We start from the raw sequence: 612 nt of genomic DNA on the forward strand, positions 1-612 counted from the left end.
TGGCCGGCTTGATCCGCAGCGGGTCGATGTCACGGGCGATATCGGTGTCGGCCTTGACGATCAGGTGGAAGTCGCCTTCGATCGCGCTCGGCAGCACGAAGGTGGCCCGGTTGGTATACGACTCGCCCGGCTTCAGATAACGCGGCAGGTCGAAGTCGTCGGTCAGATGGGTGGCGCGGATGTGCAGGAATTTTTCCAGATCGGTGCCGCGATCGACCAGCGCATAGTCGCTGTCATCGAGCGAGGCATCCTTCGACAGGAACACGCCGTCGTACCAGTCCGCCAGCCGGGTCGCCCGGTTGCCGCGGTTGCTGACGGTCCAGCTGACGGTGACGGTCTGGCCCGATTGCGGGTGCGGCTGGTCGATCTCGATCTGGTCGACCTGCAGATCAGGTTCGCGGTACACCACCTGCAGGCTGGCCATGCCGATATTGTTGTCGTGGCGCGTGCCTTCATACACCGAGGTCCGGTACAAGCGGTCGCGCGCGTCGGCATTGTCGCCCGCGCTGGCTTCACGGGCCGCTACGGGCTCGCTCTCGCGCGTCGGCGCCAGACTGCCCTCGGCATGCGCCGCATCGGTGATCACATAGACGTAATAAGGCCCTTCCACCC

1 protein-coding gene is annotated in these 612 nt (G+C 64.9%); it reads right to left on the minus strand.

Going from position 1 to position 612, the window contains the following annotated elements:
- On the minus strand, positions 1-612 hold a 612-nt coding region (locus PZA18_RS25790; RefSeq protein WP_284103435.1), incomplete at both ends, for a CARDB domain-containing protein.

It is taken from the genome of Parachitinimonas caeni, from assembly GCF_030129945.1.
In the GTDB taxonomy this organism is placed as follows: Bacteria; Pseudomonadota; Gammaproteobacteria; order Burkholderiales; family Chitinimonadaceae; genus Parachitinimonas; species Parachitinimonas caeni.